Annotated in this window: 14 protein-coding genes and 1 pseudogene; 9 read left to right on the top strand and 6 right to left on the bottom strand. The window is 42.6% G+C overall.

Annotation, left to right across the window (positions count from 1 at the left end; genetic code table 11):
* Positions 1 to 718: 718 nt before the first annotated feature.
* The 6 genes from V5G28_RS15110 (at position 719) to mtnA (ending at position 8,245) form a co-directional block, all read left to right on the top strand.
* On the top strand, positions 719 to 2,674 hold the full coding sequence (locus tag V5G28_RS15110; protein WP_332992661.1) for a scytonemin biosynthesis sensor histidine kinase: 1,956 nt from the start codon (positions 719 to 721) through the stop codon (positions 2,672 to 2,674).
* Positions 2,675 to 2,738: 64 nt separating this feature from the next.
* Positions 2,739 to 3,566 (top strand): response regulator transcription factor, encoded by an 828-nt coding sequence (locus V5G28_RS15105; RefSeq protein WP_332992659.1) that lies wholly within the window; start codon positions 2,739 to 2,741, stop codon positions 3,564 to 3,566.
* Positions 3,567 to 4,246: 680 nt separating this feature from the next.
* Entirely contained in the window at positions 4,247 to 4,411 is a 165-nt protein-coding gene (locus tag V5G28_RS15100) for a hypothetical protein (protein ID WP_332992730.1), read from the top strand.
* A 613-nt stretch (positions 4,412 to 5,024) separates the two neighbouring features.
* Positions 5,025 to 5,720, top strand: a complete 696-nt coding sequence (locus V5G28_RS15095) for an acyltransferase (protein WP_332992722.1) — start codon at positions 5,025 to 5,027, stop codon at positions 5,718 to 5,720.
* A gap of 221 nt (positions 5,721 to 5,941) precedes the next feature.
* A complete protein-coding gene (locus V5G28_RS15090; RefSeq protein ID WP_332992657.1) occupies positions 5,942 to 6,637 on the top strand; it encodes an acyltransferase in 696 nt (231 codons plus the stop codon).
* 546 nt (positions 6,638 to 7,183) lie between these two features.
* Entirely contained in the window at positions 7,184 to 8,245 is a 1,062-nt protein-coding gene (mtnA, locus tag V5G28_RS15085) for an S-methyl-5-thioribose-1-phosphate isomerase (RefSeq protein ID WP_332992655.1), read from the top strand.
* 100 nt (positions 8,246 to 8,345) lie between these two features.
* Here mtnA and V5G28_RS15080 read toward each other — a convergent pair whose 3' ends face one another.
* Entirely contained in the window at positions 8,346 to 9,449 is a 1,104-nt protein-coding gene (locus V5G28_RS15080) for an ABC transporter ATP-binding protein (protein ID WP_332992653.1), read from the bottom strand.
* Between the two features lie 28 nt (positions 9,450 to 9,477).
* A complete protein-coding gene (locus tag V5G28_RS15075) occupies positions 9,478 to 10,191 on the bottom strand; it encodes a GUN4 domain-containing protein (protein WP_096565551.1) in 714 nt (237 codons plus the stop codon).
* 617 nt (positions 10,192 to 10,808) lie between these two features.
* Here V5G28_RS15075 and V5G28_RS15070 point away from each other — a divergent pair.
* Positions 10,809 to 12,231: pseudogene (locus V5G28_RS15070) on the top strand (NADP-dependent isocitrate dehydrogenase).
* A 201-nt stretch (positions 12,232 to 12,432) separates the two neighbouring features.
* On the opposite strand, the gene V5G28_RS15065 reads toward V5G28_RS15070, so the two are convergent.
* From V5G28_RS15065 to V5G28_RS15055, 3 genes are all read right to left on the bottom strand, one after another.
* Positions 12,433 to 12,702, bottom strand: coding sequence for a hypothetical protein (locus V5G28_RS15065; RefSeq protein ID WP_332992650.1), 270 nt, complete (start codon positions 12,700 to 12,702; stop codon positions 12,433 to 12,435).
* A 67-nt stretch (positions 12,703 to 12,769) separates the two neighbouring features.
* Positions 12,770 to 13,006 (bottom strand): hypothetical protein, encoded by a 237-nt coding sequence (locus tag V5G28_RS15060; protein WP_332992648.1) that lies wholly within the window; start codon positions 13,004 to 13,006, stop codon positions 12,770 to 12,772.
* A 330-nt stretch (positions 13,007 to 13,336) separates the two neighbouring features.
* On the bottom strand, positions 13,337 to 13,525 hold the full coding sequence (locus V5G28_RS15055; RefSeq protein WP_041041371.1) for a hypothetical protein: 189 nt from the start codon (positions 13,523 to 13,525) through the stop codon (positions 13,337 to 13,339).
* 514 nt (positions 13,526 to 14,039) lie between these two features.
* Between V5G28_RS15055 and V5G28_RS15050 the strand changes: the two genes are divergently transcribed.
* Complete coding sequence (locus V5G28_RS15050) at positions 14,040 to 16,568, top strand: mannose-1-phosphate guanyltransferase (RefSeq protein WP_332992646.1); 2,529 nt, start codon at positions 14,040 to 14,042, stop codon at positions 16,566 to 16,568.
* Positions 16,569 to 17,130: 562 nt separating this feature from the next.
* On the top strand, positions 17,131 to 17,544 hold the full coding sequence (locus V5G28_RS15045) for a hypothetical protein (protein ID WP_332992644.1): 414 nt from the start codon (positions 17,131 to 17,133) through the stop codon (positions 17,542 to 17,544).
* 40 nt (positions 17,545 to 17,584) lie between these two features.
* On the opposite strand, the gene V5G28_RS15040 is transcribed toward V5G28_RS15045, so the two are convergent.
* Positions 17,585 to 18,892 (bottom strand): ABC transporter ATP-binding protein, encoded by a 1,308-nt coding sequence (locus tag V5G28_RS15040; RefSeq protein WP_332992641.1) that lies wholly within the window; start codon positions 18,890 to 18,892, stop codon positions 17,585 to 17,587.
* Positions 18,893 to 19,050: the final 158 nt, after the last annotated feature.

Raw genomic sequence — 19,050 nt, 5'->3', positions numbered from 1 at the left:
TACCGTAAAACTCCTGTAAACTCAAGCTTTTGTTCTAATTGATACTAAGATTTTTTATATATTATATATCTTTTGGTAGATGATAAAAAAAAAACTATTTTTTTAAAGAATAGGGTATTTCTTTTGACAGATGACTTTGTTAAGTATTTTGTAGTTGAATTCATCACAGAGTAAAGAAAACAAATGAAACTAATGAGTCAAGAGATGCCCGTAATAATTTCACTGTTTGTCAAAATTCCTGGTAAAATTAATCCAACTTAGCCGCGTTTTGCGTTTGTGAATCACGATACCCGTGAACAACGAATAGTCAACAGTTATCACTTTTGCAAGTAAGACAGGTATATAAGCCCTGAAATTGATGCAGGGCAATGTTGATAAACGATGTTCAGGATGAAATACCCTGACTCTAGTTTTACGCAGACATAGATAACTTAATATCTCTTTCCTGGATATGGATAATATCCATGTGTATCTGACTTGCTACTTTAAGCAGGAACAGAGGCACAGTATACTTTTTGTCGTTTTGAACAAATGTTGAATGGAGGTATTTAAATTTTGTGTGAAGATATATTAATTTTATAAGGATTTTGATAATTTAAGGTTGGGCAAAAAAAACCCTAATAGCAAATATAGGAACTTTTAATGACAAGCCCGTTGAGCGCTATAGTGCCAAATGATACTAGGGGAGCATAAGAGGGCTATGACCTTTGGCGACTACATGTTATCTAACGCTAATTCTTACTCAGTGCTACAGCCGGAAGAAGAGTTAAAACTGGCACAGTATCTCATGAACCAGGTTGCAGATGCTGTCTTCTATGTCGGATCGAACGCAAAAATTATCTACGTCAACGATGCGATTTGCCGAATGATGAAGTATTCCCGTGAGGAATTACTCTCAATGAGGCTGAAAGATATCGACGTAGACTTTTGGCCCAAAAATTGGTCAGAGAAATGGACAGCGCTCAAACAACAAGGTTCCCTCACCTTCAAAACTCGATATCGAACAAAAACAGGTCGGATATTTCTGGTAGAAATCACTATCACCTATGTAGAACATCAAGGCAAAGAATTTGGCTGTGTTTTTGCTCGCGATCGCAGTGATGAGTTACTAGACTTAGGCGTGCAACGGTATATCAACAAAACCTCTAATCCAAAAGAGGAGTTACAGCAAGAAGTTATTGAGTATCAAAGAACAGAAACAGAACTAGAAACATCTCTTTCTCTACTTCGTTCTACATTGGAATCTTCTGCAAATGCCATACTTGCAGTGAACTTTCAAGGAGAAATCCTTTGCTACAACCAGAAATATCTGGAGATGTGGCAATTCCCAAACTCGGTGAGCCTATCTAGGAAATCTAGCGCAGCCAAAGCCTTCTTTGAGAACAAAGTTAAAGACCCAGAAGTTTTTCGTCAAGCTGTTTGGGACATGTCCAGCCAATCTGATAGAGAAAGTTACGAGTTAATCGAACTGAAGGATGGTAGGATATTTGCACATTACTCAGAACCACAGCGGCTTGGAGACAAAATTATCGGTAGAGTGTGGAGTATCTGGGACGTTACTGAATCGAGAAAAACAGAAGAAGCACTAAGGCTCAATGAAGCCCGGTTTCGTACTTTAGCAGAAACGACAGAAGCAAGTATTTTCCTGCTCTATGACAACAAGCAGATTTGCTATGTCAATCCAGCTGCAGAGCACCTGACTGGATATACAAGAAAGGAATTGCTGAATAATTTTAATATTGATCGACTGATTAAAGGCAAAAAGCTTAGGCAGGTTCACAAGCAGGATGGATCTGCTTGTTGTGAATATCAGGAAATGCAGATTCTAACAAAAAACGGTGTGAAGCGCTGGCTAGCTTGTACAGTCGGACTATTGGATGGAGTGCTGGATTTTGCCAATCAGTCAGTTGAATTAGTCACAGCGATCGATATCACAGATTATAAGCAGGCAGAGTCCGAGGTTCGTCAAGCTCTTGAGCAAGCAAAACGACTCAGCGAACTCAGAGAACGCTTTGTCTCTATGCTTTGCCATCAATTCCGCACTCCGCTCAACGTTGTTTCATTCTCTGCTGATTTACTCAAACGTCATATTCATCAATGGACTGAAGAAAAAAACCGCTCGTATCTGGATTTGATTCAAGTCGCAGTTCAACAAATTAGCGAGCTATTAGATGAAATTCTTTTATATGGTCAGGCAGAATCTGCGAGACTGGAGTGTGAGCCAAGACCAGTCAACCTGGAGATGTTTTGCAGAGATATTCTAGCACAGGTGCAGATAGCAAGTGGAGACCAAAAAGGGATCAGCTTTGTCAGCCAAGGCAACTGTTCTACTGCTTATTTAGATCCAAAGCTCCTACAGCATATATTAACTAACTTACTCTCAAATGCTATCAAGTATTCACCTAATGGTAGCGGGGTGACTTTTAAACTTTGCTGCCAAAGTGAAGAAGCAATTTTTCAAATCAAAGATTCAGGTATTGGTATTCCGGTAGTAGATCAACAGCAAATATTCGAGCCGTTTTATCGTGGCAGCAATGTTGACAGTATACCGGGTACTGGACTGGGTTTATCGATTGTTAAAACCCTAGTAGATTTACATGGCGGTCAAATCACTGTGGAAAGTGTAGTTGGCGTTGGCACGACTTTTACTGTCAATCTGCCCTCAAGCTCTTAACCGTCATCCAATACTCGGCCCAGAATTCAGCAACCCTTAACTCCCTCAAATTCTACTCAAGAACATGATACAAGAATCACCAAAAAAAATTCTGATTATTGAAGATGATGCAATGACCCGCAATATCTTCTTGGACGGTCTTCAGGCTGAAGGTTTTGAGACCATAGGTGCTCAAAATGGTATTATTGGTATCCAGAAAGCACAAGAGCATCAACCCGATTTGGTTATTTGCGATGTCATGATGCCTAATATGGATGGTTTTGGCGTTCTAAAGATGCTGCGCCAAGAGCCAGTGACCGCAATTATACCCTTTATCTTTCTTACTGGTAGCGATAGCAAGTCATCTCTTCGCAAAGGTATGGAGTTGGGAGCAGATGATTATCTTACCAAGCCCTGTACTGTACAGCAGCTACTCAAAGCTATAGCAGTCAGATTAGAAAAGCAATCAAAACTCATGCAGTACTGGTATGCTGCTTGCTGCCAAAATCTTGCACAACCAGTCGCAGCGAACACGACATCATCAGCACCAGAATCAATCTTTCCCACAGTTCCACAACTCAAAGAAGTTTTCGATTACATTGAAGCCAATTATCACCAAGGTATCACTCTATGTGACGTAGCTGAGGCAGTTGGTTACTCTTCGGCTTACTTGACGAACAGAGTTGCAAAAATTACAGGAGAAACAGTCAACGGCTGGATTGTTAAGCGTCGGATGTCAGCAGCACGTTGCTTACTTCAAGAAACTGACCAAACAATCGAGCAAATTTCTTCAGCACTCGGTTATCAAAATGCGTGCCATTTCTCCCGCCAGTTTCGTCAACACAACGGCATTCCTCCCCAAACTTGGAGAAAAGAGTATCAACTGATGCGGCGTAGCACAGTCGAAGTCTGAAATAGGAAAATAACTCACCGTTTGAGTCATTTGTGTGCTTCAACTAAACTAGACAATGATGCAGCACAATAGTACCAAAGCGACATTTTTTAAACTAGGTCATTGGCTGAGCAAGTCGGGTTAGAAAAAAAGGATGAATTAACTCTACCAGACTCTCCATTATGGCTTTAGAACAACAAGCACTTACGAAATCCACTAAAAAGTAGGAAGAAAAGACGAAAAGACCCTACACAGTTGCGGACAAATCTCTTTGTGCTCAGCATCTCAAATCAAGGCTTTCTTCGCGGAAACATTCTTTGTAATGTTAAGCTATTTACTGCTTATTAGCATGAATCAACACACTTAGCTCTAAACGGTGAAATAGGCAACTAGACTGTTTGTGCTGAGGAAGTCGTACTCAGTCTGGCTTGTCCAGAATGTCTGGGTCACCCCTTCGGGGAAGTCAAAAGTCAAAAGTCAAAAGTCAAAGTATCAGGGATAAGGCGTTTGCTAAGAAAAAATTATCAAAAGCCTTATCCGTTTTTGCTGGAAATTGAGCAAAGCCGCTGTTCTGGCGGCTTTGCTAAGGTTATGGTATTTTTTTTATCGAGTTTTATAAATATAAGTCTACATCATTGTAGATAGTAGACGTTATAACTTATATATGATATTGTAGAGTTCCAGCTCGTGTCATTCTCAACGTGATTTGGTTAGTCTGTAAAACATCTGTGTGCATGATGATGGCGGTAGCCCAATTGACAAATTGGCTGCAACAGATTCGTCATGGCGCTCGAGGAAGCGCTTACTTATTTGCACCGATGGCAGATTTTAACATCATGGCAGAAGTTGGAGACACTCCACCATAATTTAGTTTTACTTAAATAAAAATACCAAGAGAAATTCAACAACAGTTATATTTTCAAGTAAATCAGAGGAGAAATTCAAACTCGTTTGCAATAACTTGAGAAATAATCTAGTTGTGTTGAACAAGCAGTTGGTTTAACTGCATCTTTTGGAAATGTTTAAAGCTACTCAGCAGGCAGTCCCCTCAACAAGAATAACTGTATCGGTAGTTGCGTAAAAGTTTTTATCTTAAAATTTTCTGAGAAAGATAAAATAAGCCTGCTTATATTTGATGGTTGATACTTCCACAAACTTAATACAAGGCTTTTAAACTTGCTCAGAGAAAAGATTAATAGTGTATCTACTTATAATATGGATACCGTTACAACTTTTTCTTGCTAGCAAACACAATTAAACTATACGTTGTGCATCTAACTAAAGGGATTTGACAATACTTGCATGAGTTCTTCAAACATTAGCAGGTTATGAGGAATTCTCCAAATGACTCCACTTCAAATCAACTTGATGCGTAGAAATACCCGCATCAGCCGAAACGCAAAGAATGAAACACGAGTTGGAAATAAGACCATAAAAACTGAATTCTGTCAAAAACCCTTACCTCAGGATGACGCACTTATGAATAGAGAGCAATCTTCGTTAAAGTTACAACGTTTGCAAGAACTTTTAGCCATTAGTTTAGTAGGAGGTCTTCCAAGCATTATCTTGGGACCAAAGCTGCGCAATATAGTATATAGTACTATCTTTGGTCGGATGGGTAAAGCAGTTTATATTCAAGAGGGTGTTGAATTTCTTAGTACTTCTTGTATCGAAATCGGCAATGGGGTGTTTATTTTTAAAGGTGTACGTCTAGATGCACGAGGACACCAAAACAATAGAATTTTTTTGGATAATGGAGTAGCTATTGAACGTAACGTTAATATTGGGTGTTTGGGGAATACTAGCATACACATTGGTCAAGAGACTTTCATTGGTCCTGGCGTTTGTATTGCTGGGCCTGGAGACATCAAAATTGGCAAACGGTGTCTCATTGCAGCAAATGCTGGTATCTATGCAAATAATCATAATTTTTCAGATCCGATAGAGCCAATTAAATACCAAGGTATTTCTCGCCAGGGAATTGTTATAGAGGATGACTGCTGGCTAGGACATGGCGTAGCTGTCTTAGACGGAGTCACCATTGGTGAAGGTAGCGTCATTGGTGCAGGAGCAGTTGTTACTAAAGATATCCCCCCGTTCTCAGTCGCTGTGGGGGTACCTGCAAAAGTTATTAAAACCCGGACTAGAAAGGAACTGGTGAACACCAGAGACTAAGAGATAGCAGCAACTAACAGGCTTTGCATTTACCCAAAGCCTGTTAGTCAAACATGACATATTTCACAAAAATATTCCTGAAGATTGTTCACATAGTACATGACCTTTTCTTTCATAATATTTAAGTAAAATTCTTACGTAAGTTGTTCAAGTAATTGTGTCCCTGATTCTCTCTTGTGAAGAATTGTGGTAAACCATTTATTATCAAGTGTAATTTGACAATGAATAGCAAGCAAAGTTTTTTTCGGCGCAAGCATTTACCAGAAAGTTTATTGACTAACTTGTTAGGCAATATCCCCACTAGGGTTGTCGGCAGTAACTTACGAAATCTGCTCTATCGTGATATTTTTGCCCGTATTGGTAATTCTGTTTATATTGAAGACGGCGTTAAATTTCTCAACACCTCATGTATTGATATTGGAAATGAGGTAAAGATTCTACACGGTGTTAGTATCAATGCGAAAGGACACCCAAACAATAGAGTTTATCTTGGAGATAAAGTCACCCTTGAGCGTGGCATTGATATAAGGGCAATGAAAGATACCCATATCCACATTGATGAAGGTACATTTATCGGTCCTTATGTTTGCTTGGCAGGTCCTGGAAATATCAAAATAGGCAAGTGGTGTCTGATTGCAGCGCACGTTGGGATATTTGCTAATAATCACATTTTTGATGACCCAACGGAAATTATTGAAAACCAAGGAGTTAGCCGTAAGGGTATTGTCATTGAGGACGACTGTTGGCTAGGACATGCGGTGACTGTATTAGATGGCGTGACTATTGGTAAAGGTAGTGTCATTGGTGCAGGAGCAGTTGTGACTAAAGATATTCCGCCGTTTTCAATAGCTGTGGGGGTACCTGCAAAAGTCGTTAAAAGCCGTAAGGCAAAGGAAGTCGTTTCCTCAAAAGACTAACAGCAAATCTATGTGTCTATTTCCCAACAAATAAGGGGCTTCCAAATTAAAAAATATCCAACTTTTTCTTCTGGGAGTGGCATTAAGCGCCCGTCCGAATGTACCTCATTGAATTGCAAATTGCTATGTATTGCAATACGGTTCAGTTAAGGTTGATGTGTAAAAAATCATGTGTGTAGAGACGCTTCAAACAGCGCGTCTCTACATTGTTTTCCTGATAAGGGTTCTGGTCTTATCTGAACCCTATTGAAATATATTGTTATCAAATGATGACAATATTGTTAAGTTTTTAAACAAAATGTATGGTAAAAGTAATAAAAAAATATGATTTTTGAAGAGAATATCGTAGTTCCAACAGCGTAAACGCAAGAAAAGGGCTGACTCTAACCTTTAGCGCTCTGCTGCTTAAAAAATTCCCTTAAGGCTCTTGTGGATTTACAAGGGTTTTCACCCAAAAACAGCAAAAAAGTCCAGAGACAGAAAAGGTGCCATCAACTGTAGAATTTTTAACATTACAATTTGAAAAAATTAATTACCTTACATTCCATGAATTCTTCCACAAACCAAGTTTACCCTGTTATTTGGCACAACGACTCAGTTTCACTGATCGACCAAACCCGCTTGCCTAACGAGTACACATTTGTCGAAATTCACCGTTGCTCAGATATGGCGCAGGCAATTAAAACCATGATTGTCCGAGGTGCGCCTGCAATTGGTGTCGCTGCAGCATACGGAATGTATCTTGGGGCAAGGGAAATTGAAACTAACAACCGCGATGAGTTTTTGAACAGCTTGGAGAAAGTGGCAGAACTGTTGCGTTCTACTCGTCCGACAGCGGTGAATTTATTTTGGGCAATTTCACGGATGATGAAAACCGCCTACGAATCTCTTGGAACAATAGAAGACATCAAACAAACTCTCTTGCATACTGCCCAAACGATCAACGCGGAAGATTTACAAACCTGTTATGCGATCGGCGACAATGGCTTGGCAGTCTTGCCTGAAACTCCAGAAAAATTGACCATTTTAACCCATTGTAACGCAGGAGCATTAGCAACCGCAGGTTACGGTACGGCTTTAGGTGTTGTGCGTTCTGCTTTTCGAGAAGGGCGTTTAGCGCGGGTGTTTGCAGACGAAACTCGTCCTCGCTTGCAAGGTGCAAAACTAACGACATGGGAATGTGTCCAAGAAGGCATTCCAGTCACGTTAATTACTGACAGCATGGCGGCTCATTGCATGAAGCAGGGTTTGATTGATCTTGTAGTTGTTGGCGCTGACAGAATTGCGGCTAACGGAGACACAGCGAACAAAATTGGTACGTATAGTTTAGCACTCGTAGCAAAGGCGCATAACGTTCCTTTCTATGTTGCCGCACCCCTTTCCACCGTTGATTTTTCTTTATCCAGCGGTAACGAAATTCCCATTGAGGAACGCAATCCAGAGGAAATATACCAAGTCGGCGACACCATCCTCACACCAAATGGCGTAGAATTTTACAATCCAGCTTTTGATGTCACACCAGCTGAACTGATTGCAGCAATTATTACAGAGAATGGGGTGTTTGCTCCAGGGGAGTTAGCAAACTCTCGGGTCAAGCAATTTGCTTAACGGCAAATTTTTATGATCGTTGAAGTCAAACAAAGCCTGCGCTCACAAACAGTAGACAAGGTTTGGGCGCAGGTCTCCCTATTGCTGTATCTAAGAGTCATTAAGAATACAATTTATCCCCAGTCGCTGAATCAAATACAAATAACTTATCTAGATCTAATTTTAGAGAAAGGCGATCGCCGGGATGCAGACGCACATTTGCACCCGTCTGAATATTCAGCATCACACTCGAACCTGGTAAACCCCCACGAATCAAAGTTTCTCGCCCCAGAGGTTCCACCACCTTCACCTCAACCACCAGTTCTCCCAACTCTTGGCGCTCTTGGCGTCTTGGCGGTTCATTTAAATAAATATCCTCCGGACGAATTCCCAAATCAAAACTTTGCCCCGGCGTAGGGCGCAAACTCTCCCGCATAGAATCAGGACAAGGTAACACCTGACCACCCACATCAAAACTATCACCTGTGAATTTGGCAGGTAGAATATTCATTGGAGGATTACCCAAGAAAGTTGCCACCATGCGGTTAGCTGGTTGGGAATAAATACTTTGTGGCTCGCCGATTTGTTGAATTCGTCCCCGGTTGAGGACTACAATCTTATCAGCCAAAGTCATCGCTTCAACTTGGTCATGGGTAACGTAGACAGTGGTAATTTCCAATTCCTGATGCAGCTGTTTCAACTCTGCTCGCGTATCATCTCGCAATTGGGCATCTAAATTAGACAAAGGTTCATCCAACAAAAACACTTGTGGTTCACGGGCTATTGCCCTTCCTAATGCAACCCGCTGCTGCTGTCCGCCAGAAAGCTGTTTAGGTTTGCGATCCAACAGATGTTCCAAAGAAAGCGATCGCGCCACCGTCATCACTCTTTCTTGAATAACTTTGGCGTCGATTTTCCGCATCTGCAACCCAAAAGCAATGTTTTGCGCCACCGTCATGTGAGGATACAAAGCGTAGTTTTGAAAGACCATCGCCACATCTCGCTGTCGGGCTGGGATATTGTTAACTTGCCTATCCCCGATGTAAAGTTTGCCAGAGGTGACAGTTTCCAAACCGGCGATGCTTCGCAAAATAGTAGACTTACCACAACCAGAAGGTCCCACTAGCACCCAAAACTCACCATCGGGAATTTCAAAAGAAATATCCTCGATCGCGGTGACGTTATTAAATCTACGCTTAATACTTTCTAGACGAACGCTTGCCATTTTGGGATTTGTCCTTTCTCAGTAATGACTAATTCCAAGCAGGGTGAGAGAGTAAAGAAGCAATCACTCGCACTCCACGCAGTTGATTCGATAGAGGTAAGTGTCCCCGGGGAGCGCTTAAGTTCCAGGTAAACTCGTTAGGATACCGCGTCCAGTTATTGCCTTTTTTCCAACCAATTTTCGTCCAAAGATTTTCCCAGTTTTTACCCAACCCCAACCAAATTTCTCGCTGTACAGTAAAGCCAAATTTCCCCTCTGAGTGAACTAACCACAAGGTATTGATGGTTTTGAGATCCGTGATTGGGAAATTTTCTACTTCGGTAAAATACAACCATTTTCTTTGCACCGCCGCTGATCCTGCTAGTTCACACATTTTTTGTAGAGTCATGCGATCGGCTGCTTGAAAATCTTGAGTTGCTAGTAGCTGTTGCAGCGGACTGTAATCAATACCACCATCTGAGGTTAGAGGTACAATCCCAAAAGGGAAATAAGTTTGCAAAAATTCTTTTGCCTTGGGTGAATCAGAGTTATAAAGAACCTGGTATGCTTTGCCATCTACCGAAGTTGCAGGATTTTCTCTACGTTCAAATAAAAATTCCATCAGCACATCCAAGCCCGTATCTCCCAAATTAGCTAACTGTGGGATCACCTGCTGTTGGACGCCAATAGACCCAGCGACTAACGGTTGGCGAAGGGAGTCGATGTCATTAGCAGTGCCTGATACAATCAATGGGTCTGTCATGCCATTTCTCGTGGAATGCAATTGGGTGAATAAGCTATTGGCTATCAGATGTTGTGGACGCATGTTGCACTGATAGCGAAGAGTAGTTTACAGGAAATTGCCAAGAATGCCCACTCATTCTTTTTACATTTACTAGGTAAATGGGTGTCGGTACATTTTTGAATTTTAAATTTTGAGTTTTGAATCAATTTTCTTTAAACTTGTACGAGTGCAATGCCTTCCCCTACCTCCTGCCACCTAATCCGTTTCTTCATACCCAGTCAACATAGTTACTTACCTAACAGTGGGATTCTAACACTGCCGACTCTTACTCAGTCACGCTGATGGTCATCTCTGTTGGTCGCGCCATTATATTTTGCTATATATTCAAAGAGTACACTAATAAAGCGTGCAAGCTATCAGATAGCAACGCTTTAGCTCGATTGCACGCACGTGTACCCAGGATCCAAATACGGGAAAGAAAAGCTCTGCGCCGCATCAGTCTGATCAATTTATCAAAACTTATTAAAACAAGACACAGCAAAATCTGCTAGCCTTCCAAACATAACTCTTTCTCCTTTGGGAGATAAATCCGAAGGGTAGTAAGTATGTTGCAGCGTAGCCATCAGGAGTGATTAATGTACGACAAAATAACCCCCCCTACAACAGGAGCAAAAATTACCTTCAACAACGGGGAGCCGATTGTTCCTGACAACCCGATTATCCCTTTTATTCGAGGCGATGGCACGGGCATAGATATTTGGCCTGTTACCCAGAAAGTACTTGATGCTGCGGTAGAAACGGCATACAAGGGCAAGCGGAAGATCAGTTGGTTTAAGGTTTATGTGGGTGATGAAGCTTGTGAATTATACGGCACATATCAGTATTTACCTCAAGACAGCTTGACGGCGATTAAAGAATATGGTGTCGCCATAAAGGGACCTTTAACAACCCCGATTGGCGGTGGTATACGTTCCCTCAATGTTGCCCTGCGGCAAATTTTTGACCTTTACGCCTGCGTACGTCCTTGCCGTTACTATGCAGGTACGCCCTCACCTCATAAAAACCCAGAAAAACTTGATGTGATTGTCTATCGGGAAAATACCGAAGATATTTACTTAGGAATTGAGTGGCGACAAGGAAGCGAAATAGGCGATCGCCTGATTTCCATCCTCAACAACGAGCTCATCCCCGCCACACCAGAACACGGTAACAAGAGAATTCCTTTAGACTCAGGCATTGGCATCAAACCAATCAGCAAAAAGGGTTCCCAGCGTTTGGTACGCCGTGCCATCAAACACGCCTTGCAACTGCCCAAAAATAAGCAGATGGTGACTTTGGTGCATAAAGGCAACATCATGAAGTACACCGAAGGCGCTTTCCGTGATTGGGGTTACGAGCTGGCAACCAGCGAGTTTCGCAGTCAAACCATCACTGAAAGGGAATCTTGGATTTTGAGTAACAAGGAGAACAACCCTGATATCTCCTTGGAAAGAAAACGCCCGACTGATTGATCCCGGCTTTAATGCTTTAACGGAAGAAAAGCAGGCTCAAATTGTCAAGGAGGTTGAAACAGTTCTTAACTCAATTTGGTCAACTCATGGTCATGGTCAGTGGAAAGATAAAGTGATGGTCAATGACCGCATTGCCGACAGTATTTTCCAACAAATCCAAACCAGACCCGATGAGTATTCCATTCTGGCGACGATGAACTTGAATGGCGATTACTTGTCTGATGCAGCAGCAGCGATTGTTGGCGGGCTGGGAATGGGACCAGGGGCAAATATTGGTGATCAATGTGCCATTTTTGAAGCCACCCACGGGACTGCACCGAAACACGCAGGGTTAGATAAGATAAATCCTGGTTCGGTGATTTTATCCGGTGTGATGATGCTGGAGTATCTGGGTTGGCAAGAAGCGGCTGATTTGATTAAAAAAGGTTTAGGGGATGCGATCGCCAACCGTCAAGTGACTTACGACTTAGCGCGTTTGTTGGAACCGCCAGTCGAAGCCTTGAAGTGTTCTGAATTTGGCGAGGCGATTATTAAGCACTTTAGTTAGTGCATTGCTCAAATGCTAGTCTCTCCCCCACTGGGAGGGACTAAACTACATAATCTCGTCTCCACTTAATATAAGCGTGTGAGTATATAAGGGTGTGAGTTCGTAGTGAGGACTTTAGTCCTCTTTATCCACAAAGCAAAAGCTCTTGTTTTTACTACAAATAACTTTTATTATGAACAATGAAGCGAAATAATATAACCTCTACAAGTCTTTAGATGAAACGCTTTCTTTAATGAAACGGTGGATCAAGCGGCAAGGCCAACAAAAAGCTCCACACAGGCTTACCGAAGCAATAGCGGCGACAACTCGCCAACTCGGGCTAGTTGGAGTGGCAGACTCTGTTGAGTGGTCTTCTATGCCTTTAGCTAGCTCTGGTGCTGAATGAGATAGTTGACTGGCTGTAGTGACCCCTTCAATCGCCGCTCCAATGAGATAAGCTACCAGGGCAATAGCTAGCCAGTGATTTATCATGTTGTAGTGGTTAAACTCTCTTGAAGATTCGGAAGCAGTGAGCAATCATTGGATTTGTTGCGTTAAGTTAATGATTGCCTTGCCCAAAGGATAGCCGACCTTCAGCCGTGTCGCGAATCAGAGGCAGTTTAGATTTGATGTAAGTATTGAGGCTGCCATCTGTCTGCGCATCAAGCCCCTGCTTGGCTTTTAACTGCTGGAGGAGTAATTGTACTAAAGCAGTATCGTCAAACTGGAGCAAGGTTGTGACTTGGGTAGACTCGATTACCGCCCAGATTTGTTGGATCATTTTGGCTGATATCATGAGTCTTTGACCTTTAGATTAAATTTAAGACTTTCTTTATAATCGCACAATTTTGCAATTTGTGCTTAGTTTTTTCTCAGGATTAATCAATCAACACAACAAAACACACCTTAGGAGTAGTTGTGTTGCAAAAAGTGGCAGCGTTTGGGCAGATGATAGTTATGCTAAGTATGGGCAAATATAGTTGATCGCATTTCGTCCACTATCCAAAAGTTAAGTGGCTTAAGCCCTGTCGTTATTTCTTGCGAGCAATAACATCTCTGAGTTAGACAGTTTCCTAAATTCCGCCAATCAGGCGAATACCTCCCACTGCCAATGTTGAGATCATTTCTAACCTTTAAGAGCCTTTCTAAAGTTTTGACGATAGGATTTACTTGTCATAAACAAAGCTGGCCACAATAAGGCTAGACCAAGACGATTAGGCAAAGTTCGCTGGAAGTTAGTCCGGTTAAATCCACCCAAGAACTTCCAGATACCACCTGCATAAACCACCACTAATCCAAAAATGACTAATTCCATTCAGCACAACTCCACAAGCAATTGGTCACAATTTGAGTTAAGCTTTACCTACACCATCTTGGCAGTTCATAACGATATCGAAAAGCAATCTTGTTAGCCAAAAAGTCAGCAGAGGTAGAAACCGCGGGTAAACACTTTGGCTACTGTTGTCTTCGCTATCGTAGTGAGTTGATAAGTTGATACATCGTTATATCAAGTTTAGAGCAGATCATTGCATTATAGCCATCTACCCTTGAGTCCAACAGCCACAGACAAAGAAAGTCAAAAATAAAAACTAAAAAACTCTTTTAACTTTTACTGACTGTACAAATGCGCCAAAACGCGTCTGTACACCTTTGTCCTTCTTGATTTTGTACAGATAAACAGGGTAGTGTGACGAGTAGATATTATTAATCCTGACCAGATGCATCTTGCGAAAGTTCCCTAAACTTGAAGATCCATAGGAGACTAAAGAAAATCATCTCATTTTATGGATATTAACCCAGCAAGTGGTGCAAATAGCTAAGGAGGATTTATGCGTGCAGTACTGATGGCAGGAGGTTCAGGAACGCGGCTTCGTCCGCTCACTTGTGACCTGCCCAAACCAATGGTTCCCATCCTAAATAGACCAATTGCCGAACATATCATCAATCTTCTCAAACGGCATCAAATTACAGAAGTCGTTGCCACATTGCATTATTTACCTGATGTCATGCGAGATTACTTCCAAGATGGCAGCGACTTTGGGGTGCAGATGACTTATGCCGTAGAAGAAGACCAGCCTTTGGGTACCGCAGGTTGCGTAAAAAATATTGCTGAACTTCTTGACGACACCTTTTTAGTAATTAGCGGCGATAGCATAACCGATTTCGACCTGACAGCAGCAATTGAATTTCATAAACAAAAAAAGTCAAAAGCGACCTTGATTTTGACCCGTGTCCCCAACCCAATTGAGTTTGGGGTGGTGATTACCGATGAAGAAAATCGGATTAAGCGATTTTTAGAAAAACCCTCTACGAGTGAAATTTTTTCCGACACTGTTAACACTGGTACTTACATTCTAGAACCAGAAGTCTTGGAATACTTGCCGGCAAACCAAGAATCTGACTTCTCGAAAGAGTTGTTCCCTCTGCTTTTGGCAAAGAATGAGCCAATGTATGGTTACATTGCTCAAGGTTATTGGTGCGATGTCGGTCACTTAGATGCCTATCGCGAAGCTCAGTATGATGGATTACATAAGAAAGTCAAACTTGACTTTGCCTATAAAGAAGTTTCGCCTGGATTGTGGGTAGGTCAAAACACTTATATCGACCATACAGCCGAGATTGAAGCCCCAGCAGTCATTGGGGATAATTGCCGTATTGGGGCAAGAGTACAGATTGAAGCCGGAACCGTCATTGGAGACAATGTTACGATTGGCGCTGACGCTAATCTCAAGCGTCCAATTGTTTGGAATGGGGGAATCATTGGCGACGAAGCACATCTAAGTGCTTGTGTTATTTCCCGTGGTGCGCGTGTAGACCGTCGCGCTCATGTATTGGAAGGCGCTGTGGTTGGTTCGCTTTCGACTGTGGGAGAAGAAGCTCAAATTAGCCCATTTGTGCGCGTTTGGCCCAGTAAAAAGATTGAGTCTGGGGCAATTTTAAACATTAACTTGATTTGGGGTAACACCGCGCAACGCAATTTATTTGGGCAACGAGGTGTCCAAGGGCTAGCCAATATTGATATTACCCCAGAATTTGCCGTCAAGTTGGGAGCAGCATACGGTTCCACCTTGAAGCCGGGTTCTCGGGTTACAGTTTCCCGCGACCAGCGCAATGTTTCTCGCATGGTTACGCGGTCATTAATTGCTGGTTTGATGTCAGTAGGTATCGATATTCAAAACCTAGACGCCACAGCTCTGCCGATCGCTCGCACAGTGATACCCACAATGTCAGTTGCTGGCGGGATTCACGTGCGGATGCATCCAGACCGCCCCGACTACATTCTAATTGAGTTCATGGATGTCAAGGGAATTAATATCACCAAATCCTTGGAAAAGAAAATCGAAGGAGCTTATTTCAAGGAAGATATGCGGCGATCGCAAATCCATGAAATAGGCAATGTTGCTTACCCCAGCCAAGTGATGGATCGATACTGCACTGCTTTTGAGAAGCTTTTGCACATTGATACAATTCGTAACAGTCGGGCAAAAGTCGTCATTGACTACGTTTATTCGGTATCTGGTGCAGTGTTGCCGCAAATGTTAGATAATTTTGGTGCTGATGCGGTGGTGCTGAATGCCAGTCTGAATAAAACTGCCATGTCCACAGCGGATCGTGAAGCACTTCTGACTCAGTTGGGTCATGTGGTGGAAGCTTTGAAAGCTAACTTCGGCGTCCAGGTTTCCGCGAATGGAGAACAGCTGATTTTGGTTGATGAATCTGGCATTCCTATTCGTGGGGAAATGTTAACAGCGCTGATGGTAGATATGATGTTAACAGCTCACCCCAGAGGAACTGTGGTCGTACCAGTTCATGCTTCTAGTGGTGTGGAACAAATTGCCCGTCGTCACGACGCTAAAGTGATTCGCACGAAGGCAAACCCTACAGCATTGATGGAAGCTTGTCAGAAAAATTCCAATGTGGTGTTGGGAGGTAGTGGCGACATTGGCTTTATTTTCCCACAGTTGCATCCAGGATTTGATGCTATGTTCTGTGCTGCCAAGCTGATTGAAATGCTGACGATACAAGAGCGTTCTCTCGCCACTGTACGCTCAGAATTGCCGCGTGTGATTCACAAAGCTCATACAATACGTTGTCCCTGGACTGTGAAGGGAGCGCTGATGCGTTACTTGGTAGAAACTCACCCAGCTCAAAACTTGGAGTTAATTGACGGGGTGAAAATTTGTCAACCTTATGATGACAGTTGGGTGCTAGTGTTACCAGATGCTAGCGAACCAATTGTACATTTGTATGCTAACAGTAACGATCGCGACTGGGTTGATGAATCATTAAGACAATACCGCGCTCGCGTGCAGGCGTTTGTGGAAAGAGAACAGGAGCAAGTGGTTGCTGAGGTGTAATTAGTTCTAAAGTTGCAGAGCACAGGACGAAACTCAATGATGCTTGCAAGCATAGTGGGTTTCGTTCTTGATTAGACCTCTTGGACGAATACAAAACTTGCCCTCATCCCCAACGCTTGGATAAATCCTGCTCAAAGTTGGTCAACCTTATTCATTCTAAATAGGTTATACCCGGCTTTGAGGCGGCAAAATGCCCAACCAAACATGCGTTCTTAACATCAAAAACGAGTATTCAAGTTGGGCATTTTGCCAAGGTTGACCAACTTTGAGTAATTTTAATGAAACCCCTTCTCACAAAATTAGGAGAAGGGGAGCCAATTTCAAAGTCCCTCTCCCAAGCTTCAGAGAGGGATTTAGGGTGAGGGTAGAGAGGGTAGGCTGAAAACCCCTAGGCTAAAGCCCTTGTCATTACCCACATTTTTCCTCAAAAAAGGCGATGTTTTATATTTGACAATGGTTTTAACTTCAGTAGTACTAATCCCCAAGCACCACCACTACTCACAATTAATGTTCCTATAGGTTTGCAATATCTGCATTCAATCGTGGGCTTTTTGGCAGAGGAGTGGGAGGAAATATTAACATTAATGCAGATAAGTTAATTGTCCGAGATGCAGGTAGGGTGAATGCAGAAAGTCGGGGAAATGGCGATGCAGGTAACTTACAGATTACTGCCAAGGAAATTTTACTTGATAATGGTGGGAGATTGAGAGCTGAAACGGTAGGGGGAGAACGGGGAAATATTTTCCTCAATGCAGATAGCAGCTTGAGCCTCCCTCTGAGTAACGATTTGAATCCTCGTGCATTTATGCCGAGGAGAGGTCAAAAGATATGCGAGACGCTAATTCTAGTTCTCAAAATCGAGATATGCAAACAAGCAATATCAAGAATTTACGAGAGGGAAATTTGGCTGTTGTTTTGGCGGTTCTATAGCAGGGCTTGCAAACTGCAGAACATCAAGCATTTGTGGAGAGATTAAAGGGTAGGGTGTAGGAAATCACTACACTCCACGCCCCCAATTATGGATATATCGCTTGCTCTGTTTCTGGGTCAAAAAAGTGAATTTTTTCTAGTGTTAAAGATAACCACAGTTGTTCGCCGACACGCACAAAACGCTCTGAAGGAACTCGCACTTGCACTTCGTTAGCTCCAAAAGCCGATTTTTGAAAACCTGGTTCGAGAAGTCGTGTGGACAGATACGTATCATTTCCAAGATTCTCTACTAATTCTACTTGGACTGGTAGATTTTTATTTGCAGCCACGCTCAATATCAAGTGTTCCGGGCGAATACCTAAAATGAGCGTTTGCCCATCGTATTTTTGCAAAGCACTTGCCCAAATTTCTGGTAAGGTGAGGCGAAAATCACCATTGGTAATCAACTGGGGAGCATGGAATTGCACAGGGATAAAATTCATAGGTGGTGAACCAATGAATTCAGCGACAAAGCGGTTTGCTGGACGATTGTAAAGTTCCAACGGCGGCGCAACTTGTTGCAATTGACCTTGATTAAGGATAGCAATGCGATCGCCCATCGTCATGGCTTCGGTTTGATCGTGCGTCACATAAATCGTTGTCACACCCAAGGAACGTTGGAGTTTCACAATTTGGGCGCGGGTTTCTGCACGAAGTTTGGCATCTAAATTAGAAAGCGGCTCATCCATTAAAAAGACTTGAGGATTACGTGCGATCGCTCTTCCCAATGCGACTCTTTGCCTTTGTCCACCAGATAGTTGTTTGGGTAAGCGATTTAACAGCGCTTCAATTTGCAACAGTTGCGCAACAGTACGCACTCGCTCATGCACCGCCCGTTCTCTTTCAGAAATATACCTTAGTCCCTTGGGAAGCGATCGCGTTACTGCTACCAACAAGTTTTCTGCCCAATCACGAAGATGGGATGAGGAGGGTTTTAGTCCCTGATCTTCCTCAGCTTTGAGGGAACGGCGTCGCAGTCCAAAAGCGATGTTGTCATAAACTGTCATGTGGGGATACAAAGCGTAATTTTGAAACACCATCGCGATGTCTCGTTCCTTGGGGGGTAAATCGTTGACTAGGCGATCGCTCACCCAAATATTGCCTCCTGTCATCGTTTCCAACCCAGCAATTAACCGCAGCAGGGTGCTTTTTCCACAACCGGAAGGTCCCACCAGCACCATAAATTCACCATCTGCTACCGTTAGGTTAATCCTCCGTAAAACATTGACACTTTCCCCACGCTGAACAATATCGCTTTGCTTCCCAGATTTGAGAGATTGTGTTTGGGATGCAACACCTTCCCCTTTACGAGGGGCAAAACTTTTATAAACGTTTTCTAAAATAACTTGCGCCACGAGAATTTAAGATAGCTGTATAAGATAACTGTAATAGTCATCAGTCATTAGTCATAAGTTATGAATTTACAAAAGACTAACGACAAATAACAGAGGTTTAGCGCCCATGATACACGCTTGAACAGAATACGAAAAGGTAAAGGCGAGTACCCTAGCTC

The organism is Scytonema sp. PRP1, from assembly GCF_036697665.2.
GTDB lineage: Bacteria > Cyanobacteriota > Cyanobacteriia > Cyanobacteriales > Nostocaceae > Kalymmatonema > Kalymmatonema gypsitolerans.
This window is presented reverse-complemented; position numbering and strand designations above follow the sequence as displayed.